Annotated in this window: 9 protein-coding genes; 1 reads left to right on the top strand and 8 read right to left on the bottom strand. The window is 69.6% G+C overall.

Annotated elements, in window-relative coordinates; all coding sequences use genetic code 11:
- Nucleotides 1–9: 9 nt before the first annotated feature.
- The 5 genes from GRC12_RS38525 to GRC12_RS38505 form a co-directional block, all read right to left on the bottom strand.
- A complete protein-coding gene (locus GRC12_RS38525; RefSeq protein WP_208784990.1) occupies nucleotides 10–1,215 on the bottom strand; it encodes an alpha/beta hydrolase in 1,206 nt (401 codons plus the stop codon).
- A 253-nt stretch (nucleotides 1,216–1,468) separates the two neighbouring features.
- Nucleotides 1,469–2,227, bottom strand: coding sequence for a DUF2182 domain-containing protein (locus GRC12_RS38520; RefSeq protein WP_208784988.1), 759 nt, complete (start codon nucleotides 2,225–2,227; stop codon nucleotides 1,469–1,471).
- Complete coding sequence (locus GRC12_RS38515; RefSeq protein WP_208784986.1) at nucleotides 2,224–2,838, bottom strand: DUF1326 domain-containing protein; 615 nt, start codon at nucleotides 2,836–2,838, stop codon at nucleotides 2,224–2,226. Before GRC12_RS38515 ends, GRC12_RS38520 begins: the two co-directional genes overlap by 4 nt.
- Before the next feature lie 624 nt (nucleotides 2,839–3,462).
- On the bottom strand, nucleotides 3,463–4,302 hold the full coding sequence (locus GRC12_RS38510) for an SDR family oxidoreductase (RefSeq protein ID WP_208784984.1): 840 nt from the start codon (nucleotides 4,300–4,302) through the stop codon (nucleotides 3,463–3,465).
- 203 nt (nucleotides 4,303–4,505) lie between these two features.
- Nucleotides 4,506–4,940 (bottom strand): nuclear transport factor 2 family protein, encoded by a 435-nt coding sequence (locus tag GRC12_RS38505; protein WP_208784983.1) that lies wholly within the window; start codon nucleotides 4,938–4,940, stop codon nucleotides 4,506–4,508.
- A gap of 223 nt (nucleotides 4,941–5,163) precedes the next feature.
- On the opposite strand from GRC12_RS38505, the gene GRC12_RS38500 reads away from it, so the two are divergent.
- A complete protein-coding gene (locus GRC12_RS38500) occupies nucleotides 5,164–6,072 on the top strand; it encodes a helix-turn-helix transcriptional regulator (RefSeq protein WP_208784982.1) in 909 nt (302 codons plus the stop codon).
- A 56-nt stretch (nucleotides 6,073–6,128) separates the two neighbouring features.
- On the opposite strand, the gene GRC12_RS38495 is transcribed toward GRC12_RS38500, so the two are convergent.
- From GRC12_RS38495 to GRC12_RS38485, 3 genes are all read right to left on the bottom strand, one after another.
- Nucleotides 6,129–6,500 (bottom strand): DoxX family protein, encoded by a 372-nt coding sequence (locus GRC12_RS38495; protein WP_208784981.1) that lies wholly within the window; start codon nucleotides 6,498–6,500, stop codon nucleotides 6,129–6,131.
- Nucleotides 6,501–6,662: 162 nt separating this feature from the next.
- Entirely contained in the window at nucleotides 6,663–7,925 is a 1,263-nt protein-coding gene (gene kynU / locus GRC12_RS38490; protein WP_208784980.1) for a kynureninase, read from the bottom strand.
- Nucleotides 7,922–8,442, bottom strand: a 521-nt coding sequence (locus GRC12_RS38485; protein ID WP_208784979.1) for an MBL fold metallo-hydrolase, incomplete at its 5' end; no start/stop codon positions are given. The genes GRC12_RS38485 and kynU, both read right to left, overlap by 4 nt.

Here is an 8,442-nt window from a genome sequence, read left to right as displayed (position 1 = left end):
CCCGGAGCTTTACTCCACTTCTGTCACCACGCCGTCCGCGTCCATGACCCAGCTTCCGCTCTCGACGCCGTAGACCTTCTTGTCGTCGAGCCACTTCCAGGACATCTGCTGCAGCATCTGGTTGGGCCGGCGTTCCCAGACCGGCTGGTGGTCCCACCCCTCGACCCGGATCATCAGCTTGTCGGCGCCCGGAATCGCCTGGTAGAGGTCCGGAACGGAGAAGTGCAGCACCGGCCCCAGCTCCACCGCGGTGTTGGCCGTCTTGTCCTGGTCTCCGTAGACGATGCACACCGGCACCGCGGTGCCGAGCGTGGAGCCGTACGGCACGGTGCTCGAGTTCCAGCCCCACCAGTAGGAGTTGCGCCACCGCATGACGCCTTCCGGCGCACCGGCTGTGGTACCGCCCCACTTCTGGCCGCCGCTGTCGCAGTCCATGATGGACCGCCACACGTGGCCGGCCAGCTCCTTGTCGCTGATGGTGGCCTGCAGGCTGGCCTTGCTGGTCAGGTTCATCGGGAAACCGAAGACCGCGGCCGGCTTGGACTCAGGCTGAGTCGGCAGGCCCGTCCCTGGAGGTGGAGCGAAGGGTGCCTCGGTGTGCGTCGACCAGCGGCCGGCCGGAGGGAAGATGGGCGCGAGGAGGAACATGCTCGCCACGTCCCCGGGATGCTGCAGCGCGTACGGGCCCATGACGAACGAGGCCGCGGACCAGCCGATGAAGGAGACCTTCTCGTTGTCGCACCGCTCCCTGATGAACTTGACGACGGTGGCCAGTTCGTCCCATTCACTCTGGGAGTTGCCCAGTTGGTGCGGGTAGGGCGCGGTCGGGGAGCACGTCCCGGTGCCGGGATTGATCTCCAGCAGGCCCCGCTGGGCGGGGTTGGCGTTGCACGGTTCGTCCATCTTCGGACGGGGGGAGAGCCCGGAGCCCTGGAGGTCCATGATGTAGACGTCGTAGCCCTTGCCCGCCAGGAACTGTGCCCAGCTGTAGCTGGTGTCCGGGTTCGGGGAACCTCCCTTGGGAGGGAGCACGAGGTCGAAGCCGGGGAGGGCCGGAACGCTCCTGCCGTGGAGCATGAGGACCGGCTTGGGGGTGCCGGCGGGCCCGGTGGCCTTCTTGTATTCCCGTACGAAGAGCTCGATCTCTACGTCGACGTTCGCCGGGACGGTCGATTTGTGCTTGACCTTGTGGTCAACGGGAGTCAGTGGCTGCATGGTCGCCTCCGATGCCTGTTCGACCTGAGGAACGGTTGTTCCCCAGGGGCTGTCAGCATCTCCGCGTCCCGCGGGCCGTACGGGGAGCACGATGGCGTGGCGCACGGAGAGTGACTGATCGGGTGGGCGCCGCTCCTCCGATCGGCGGGGCGCACTCAGGGGTGCACGACGACTGCCAAGGGTGAACAGCAATCAGCCCCCGTCAACATCTGCCCGCCCGGCGTGTTCCTCCCCGCGGGGACGGCCTCCGTCCTCACATCCCGGTCGTACCGCTACCTGTGAGTCCCGGAGCCAGCGCCGGAACCCAGAAGACGGCGACGGCCAGAGCGATCGAGACGACCCCCACAGCACGGGCCACGAAGCGGCCGGCCGGAGCGAGCTTCTCGGTGGTGATCACGGCGGTCAAGGCCACCATGGCCCACAGGTTCATCACACCGAACACCGCCAGCAGCACCATGAGCGACCAGCAACAGCCCAGGCAGAACGCCCCGTGGTGGGCTCCCGCGCGCAGGTCGCGCGAGGGCCCCGGGTACGACGTGTAGCGCAACATCAGCCCGATCGGTGAGCGACACCTCGCCAGGCAGCGGTCTTTGAGGGGCGTGAGCTGGTAGACGCCGTTGACCGCGAAAGCGGCCGCGGCCAATGCGGTTCCCGTAGCGGCGGGAAGGCTCACCGCCCGTTCCAGACCGACCGCCAGCCCGTACGCCGGCAGCCCGGCCGCGGCCCAGACAAGCAGGTAGGCGACGGTGAAAACGACCATGCGCGGGACGCGGTGCACGACGATGGTGCGTGCGTACAGCGCGGCGACGGGCGTGGTGGCGGGCAGCATCATCGCAGCCATCATCAGCGTCCACACGGCCAGGAAGGCAGGCAGGCCCAGGCCCATGGTGCCCGGCATCGCCTCCATGCCGCCCCAGCCCGTCACCACCCAGACCCAGGCGGCAGCCGCCACGACCAGCAGCAATCCGGCGGGGCCCACCCCGCGTCGGACGGTGAGCGGCCGACCGGTCACGCCGACCACGTGAAGGGCGCCGCGTGTCCGTTGCCGCCGGAGAAGTCCCAGGACCGGCCGTACACGCCGGCGCCCGTCGCCCGGGTGGAGCGGGCGATGGTCAGGGTGCTGTTCACCGGGTGGAACATGCCGGTCAGGCTCATAACCGGACCGTCCTCGCCGAACTGCGGGGCAACCTGGTCCACGATCTCGATGTCGATGGCGTCGCCCACACGCGCGGAGTGGTGACGGCCGTCATCGCGGTAGTCGATGGGAACCCGCTCCACTCCGAGGACCTCGCCGATGAGTGGGGTGAGCGCCGCCATCGGCCCGCCGGCCTGGCCGGAGAAGACCTTGCCCAGCGCATCCGCCTGGCCGTCGTCGGCCCCACCGTCGAGATACAGCGCCACCTGCCAGCCGCCCTCGGCCATGACCCGAGGCGCGTCGATGAAGACGGCGACACTGCGGTCGGAGACGTCCACGCCGTCCACGTTCCCGCTGTCCACATGGAACGCTAGGGTCACTTGGCAGCGCTCGTGGTCGGCCGGTGCGGTGAGGCCCGAGGTGGTACAGGGGCACACCACGTCGCAGTTGCAGCTTTCGAGATACGTGCCGTTCATGTTCCAGGGCATGGCTCTTCGCCTCCCTCTTTCACGTCCCCCTCGGTGAGAAGTCGCATCGGAAGAGTCCGTCCGTCCCGGTGCCGCTCCTCTCCAGGCTAATCTTCACCACCCCCGGCGGCAGATCCGCAGCCGGCACAGCTCACCATCCTGATACCGGGGAGCCATCCTGATACCGGGGAGCAAGGGCACCCGCGGCCTCGGATTCGCGCTCGCAGATGGACGGGCACGACGAATACGACCTTCCCGGGTCATCGACATCAGGACTTGGCGGGGGGGGGAGCCGCTGACCTGCGTGAAGCGGGCTCATGGCACTCCGGGCAGCGAGACCGTCACGCTGGCCCGGACCGCCTCGGTCCTCCCCCGCGCCCGCCGCGTCCGCCGCCAGTGCCGCGACCGGCAGGCCGACGAACAGAACGCGGCCGTCGCCCTCGCCGTCGGCATCAGCGGACTGCCGCACCCACGGCACAACCGCGGCCCTGCGTCTCGGTCATCGGCGACCACGACGAGCCTCAGCCGGGCCAATCGGTGGGGGGCGTTCGCGCTGTCGAGGAGTAGAAGGCGAGCCGGAAGGAGCGTGGAGACGTAAGGCGCAGACTTGGGTCTTCCGCAGGGGGAGACAGGAAGGCGGCTTGGTCACCCGGCGGGCCTGGCTGCCACCGAGTGGGCGACGTCGCGATGAGCCTCGTGCTCGGCGAGCCGGCCGGTGAGGGCGGCGCGGACGTCTTCGTAGGTGTCGGGGCCGAGCGGGAGGCGCAGAGGAGTCGCGCCGGAGTCGACGAGGTCGATCATCGCGTCCGCGATCTTCTCCGCGCTGTTGGGCACCGGGAAGTGGCCGCCCAGGAACGCCTGCCGGGTCTCGGCCGCGGGGGTGTTCTCGTAGGCGGGCAGGGGCGGTGCGGTGTCGAGCGAGTTGTCGAAGCCGGTGGGGGTCGCGCCCGGCTCGATGATGGTCAGGGCCGTGCCGAACGGCGCGATCTCGCGGGCGACCGTCTCACAGAACCCTTCGATGCCCCACTTGGCGGCGTGGTAGTAGCTCAGGCTCGGATAGGTTGTCTGGCCGCCCGCGGTGGACACCTGCAGGATGCGGCCTCGGCCCTGGGCGCGCAGGTGCGGGAGGGCGGCACGGATGACATGGATCGAGCCGAGCAGGTTGGTGTCGATGACGCGCCGGATCTGCTCGTCGGATGCCTCCTCCGCGGAGGCGAGGAGGCCATAGCCGGCGTTGTTGACGACGACGTCGATCGTGCCGAGGGCCTCGAACGCCTCGCCTACGACACGGTGCACTCGCTCGGTGTCGGTGACATCGAGCTGGGCGGTCCAGAGCCGGTCGCCGCCGTGCTCGGCATGGAGGTGGTCGAGAGCCTCGGGCCGGCGGAGCGTGGCGGCGACGCGGTCGCCACGGGCCAGGAGGCGTTCGGTGAGCAGTCGCCCGAAGCCTGAGGACGTGCCGGTGATGAACCAGGTGGTGGTCATAGGGTGTTTCCTTCGCTGTGTCGAGCGCGTGGCTACGATTCCGAGTCGGCTTGAGGCCGTGCGCGCAGTCCGAGTGACCGGCCGCGGTATCGCTGATGCCGGCAAGGGGGGCGTCGATGCGACGGCCCGGGCCTGGGCATGAGCCGGCCGAGCTGCTCGCGCTGCCGTGAGGCTTCTCGGCCGGACTGTGAAGCGTGTCGTCGTCAGCGGGTGCCCGCCCCGGCGCGCGCGTAGAACGCGGCGAGTTCGTGGGGGTTCTTGGTGTAGACGTCGATCTTGCGCACCGTGCCGTCCTCGACCTGGTGGATCTCGACCATGGTCAGCGGGAAGTTCTCACCGGTGGTGTGAGCCGTGAGCGTTCCGGTGAGCGTTCCGACGACGCCGGCCGGGCCCTCGAACACCTCGGCATCGGTGATGGCGACGTCGGCGTAGCCCATCATGGCGCCCAGGATGGACTGCACGAACACCTCGCGGCCCTGGTGCACGCCGCCGTAGGGGAGCTGGTTCGGCTCGTCGACGATCACGTCGGCATCGAGCTTGGCCAGGACACCAGGCACGTCACCCTTGCCCAGCGCGTCATACAGCCCTCGTACGACATCCGCAGGACTCTCCGTCACCGTGTCGGTCTGATTGCTCATCGTGTGTGCCCTTTCAGTCTTGTTCAGGTACTCGAGCCCTCATGCGGAACTCGGTACGGGAAAGGTCGGCGGACCGGGACGGGTGCTTCCTCGCACCGGTCGGGCCCCGGGAGGATCGGCGCACGCACCATGCAACGGGAGACGGTCGTGACGGGGGAGTCCTTGCTGTGAGAGGTACTGGCAGGGCCCCCCACCCATCGCGCGGCCCGCCTAGCCTGTCCTCATGGACAACCGGGACGCAGTCAGCGCATTCCTCCGCTCCCGACGCGAGAGGATCACGCCCGAGCAGGCGGGTCTGCCGGCGTACGGCCAGCGGCGGGTGCCCGGACTGCGCCGGGGTGAGGTCGCCACGCTCGCCGGGGTGAGCGTCGAGTACTACACACGCCTGGAGCGCGGCAACCTCAAAGGAGTCTCCGACAGTGTGCTGGACGCCCTCGCCCACGCCCTGCGGCTCGACGACACCGAGCGCACGTACCTGTACGACCTCGCCCGCGCCGCAGGACCGGCGCCCGGGGCGCGAGCCCGGCAGCGGACGGTTCGGCCGACGGTGCGGCCGAGCGTGACACGGATCGTCGACGGCATGCCGGAGCTGCCGGCGTACGTGATGAACAACCGCCTCGACACGCTGGCCGCCAACCCCCTGGGCCGCGCCCTGTACTCGGAGATGTTCGCCGACCCGACCTGCGGGGCGAACGTCGCCCGGTTCGCGTTCCTCAATCCCGCAGCCAGGCGGTTCTACACCGACTGGGAGCGCATGGCCCGCTTCGCCGTGGGCGCGCTGCGCATCGAGGCGGGGAGGAATCCCTACGACCGGGAACTGTCGAACCTGATCGGTGAACTGTCCACCCGCAGCGACGCCTTCCGCGTGATGTGGGGATCCCAGGACGTGCATGTCTTCCGCGAGAGCACGAAACGCCTCAACCATCCAGTCGTCGGCGACTTGGAACTCGATCAGGAGACCATGAGCTTGCCGGACGACAGCGGCCTGAGCGTGGTCGTCTACAGCGCGCCACCCGGCACCGCCGCCGAGGACGGCCTGAAGCTGCTCGCCAGCTGGTCCGCCACGGCCGGACAGGAGCTGGACACGGGTCCACGACCAAGCCGTCGACCCGACACCCTTGACGGGCGGTGAGTCCGGCGATCACCTCCGCCGGACGGCTTGGCGTCCAGAAATCGCTCCCGGGCCCCTCAGAACGAGTACGGCCCGAACCGGCCCCACGCGATCACGAGCAACAGCGCGATCCACAACAGGTTTCCGCCCGCCTGAGACGTCTCCGACCGGCGCAGGTGGACCACGGTTCCTCCGCCCGCGAGCGCGATCCCGCCGATCGCCGCCCAGGGCACGAGCCCCGGGGCAATGTCCGTGGCCCCCGGCAGGACCAGCCCGAAACCGACCAGCGCGTCCAGGACTCCGGTGCCCTTGACGACGACGTCGGGGAAGTCCGCCACCCAGCCGAAGACAGAGGCGAGCCGCTCCCTGCTCCGCAGGATCTTCATGGCTCCCACCACAACGAAGGCGACGGCGAGGAGGGCCTGGAGGACCCACAGCAACACGTTCACAGTTGCACTCCGAGATATGAGGTCCAAATTTGGACTACTGGAACCTACCTCTCCTGGAAAGTTCAAACAAGAGGGTGCTCTCCGCGAGCGTGCCGATGACCGGACCCCCGCTGAGGAGCGGTCAGTGCACGAGCCGGTACCAGCGGCGCCATCAGGGCGCCATCAAGCCACGTCGGCCTCGGCGAGGGTCGACTGGGCAGGTCGGTCTGCTGCCGCGAAATCACGGACAATCCGCATGGCGCGCCAGGTCTCGGCGAAACCGGTGGTGAGAGGCGACAGCCCGACGCGGATGCCGTCCGGTGGACGGAAGTCGATGATCACGCCTGCGTCGATGAGCCGCTGCGCCAGCTGTTCCGCGTCGGCGCGGGTGAGAGTGACGTGGCCGCCCCGCCGATCCGGTTCCCGTGGGGACGCGATGCGCACGCCATGCGGTACGAGCCAGTCATCGGCGAGCCGCACGACCATGTCGGTCAGCGCCATCCCCTTGGCACGGATGCGGTCGATGCCCGCTTCGGCGACCAGGGCCACTCCCTCCTGGACGCCGATCATGCCCGTGATCGGCGGGGTGCCGGACAGGACGCGGCGCACCCCGGGCGCGGGGCGGTAGGCGTGTTGCATGGCGAAAGGCGTGTCCCCGCCCATCCATCCCCACACGGGCTGGCGGAAGGAGTCCTGGTGTGAGGCCCGGACGTAGGCGAAGGCGGGTGCCCCGGGACCGGCGTTGAGGAACTTGTAGGTGCAGCCGACGGCGAAGTCGGCACCGGTGGCGTCGAGTTGGACGGGGATGGAGCCCACGCTGTGGCAGAGGTCCCAGACGGTCAGGGCGCCGTGCTGGTGGGCGAGTGCGGTGAGCGCTGGCATATCGGCGATCCAGGCCGAGCGGTAGGCCACATGAGAGAGGGTGACCACGGCCGTGTTCTCGTTGAGCTCGGCGGCGAGTTCCTCGGCTGTCACGCCGGCGCCGGGGTCGGATTCGATCCAGCGCACGGTGAGACCGAGTTCGTCGGCGATGCCCTGGACGACGTAGTTGTCCGTGGGGAAGTTGTGCCGGTCGGTGATGATCTCGTTCCGTCCGGGGCGCAGGGCAAGCGCGCCTCGGAGAAGCTTGTACAGGCAGACGCTGGTGGAGTCGGCGACGACCACCTGGCCGGGCGCGGCGCCGAGCGCGGCCTCTCCGAGTGCGTCGCCGACCTGTTCGGGCAGGTCCATCCAGCCCTCGGACCAGGAGCGGATGAGCCGGCTGCCCCACTCCCCTGTGAGCAGCGCGTTCAGGCGCTCCTGGGTGGCCTTGGGCGGGCGGCCCAGGGAGTTGCCGTCGAGGTAGGTGATCAGTGTGTCGTCGTCGGGGGTGACGAAGCGGTCGCGGAAGAGGGCGAGGGGGTCCTGTGCGTCGAGGCGGAGGGCATCGTCGAGGGAGAACGTCACGGGGTCACCTTCGCTCGTAGGCGCGTCGCCTCATGGCCGATGGTCGTGGAGTCGCCGTGCCCGGTGTGCACGGCGGTCTTCGGTGGCAGGCCGAGGAGCCGGTTGCTGATGGAGGTGATGAGGGTCCGGTAGTCGCTGTACGAGCGTCCGGTGGCTCCGGGGCCGCCCGCGAAGAGGGTGTCGCCGCTGAAGAGCGCTCCCAGGGCCGGCGCGTACAGGCAGACCGCGCCGGGGGCGTGCCCGGGGGTGTGCAGCACGGTCAGCTCGACACCCGCCACGGACAGCACCTGCCCGTCGGCCAGTTCCGCGTCCGGCGCCCGGTCGGGGTGGGTCTGCTTCCACAGCGGCAGGTCGTCGGGGTGCAACAGGACGGGGGCGCCGGTGCGGGCCGCGAGGGCGGGGGCGGCGTCGATGTGGTCGTTGTGGGCGTGGGTGCACACGATCGCCCGCAGCCTCCGCCCGCCGACGGCGCCGGCGATGGCGTACGCGTCGTGCGCGGCGTCGACGACGATCACCT

The sequence above is a fragment of the Streptomyces griseorubiginosus genome, assembly GCF_017614965.1.
In the GTDB taxonomy this organism is placed as follows: domain Bacteria; phylum Actinomycetota; class Actinomycetes; order Streptomycetales; family Streptomycetaceae; genus Streptomyces; species Streptomyces griseorubiginosus_B.
This window is presented reverse-complemented; position numbering and strand designations above follow the sequence as displayed.